Below are 245 nucleotides of genomic sequence, written 5' to 3'. Positions count from 1 at the left end.
AGCAACAGAAGCAGCGTTTTCAAGTGCAACACGAGCCACCTTTGCGGGGTCTACAACACCAGCAGCGCGGAGGTCTTCGTACTTCTCAGTCTTGGCGTTGTAGCCATAGTTGCCCTCGCCCTCGCGAACGTTGTTTACAACCACAGCACCCTCGATGCCAGCATTATAGCAAATCTGGCGGAGCGGTTCTTCAATAGCGCGGCGGATGATAGCGATACCCGTCTGTTCGTCCTGGTTGTCGCCCT

At 55.5% G+C, this 245-nt stretch carries 1 protein-coding gene; it reads right to left on the bottom strand.

Annotation, left to right across the window (positions count from 1 at the left end; genetic code table 11):
- Positions 1-245 (bottom strand): TCP-1/cpn60 chaperonin family protein (locus tag ACVHXK_RS18970; RefSeq protein WP_461207956.1); only part of this gene is annotated, 245 nt, incomplete at both ends.

Source organism: Clostridium sp. DL1XJH146, from assembly GCF_054819755.1.
This window is presented reverse-complemented; position numbering and strand designations above follow the sequence as displayed.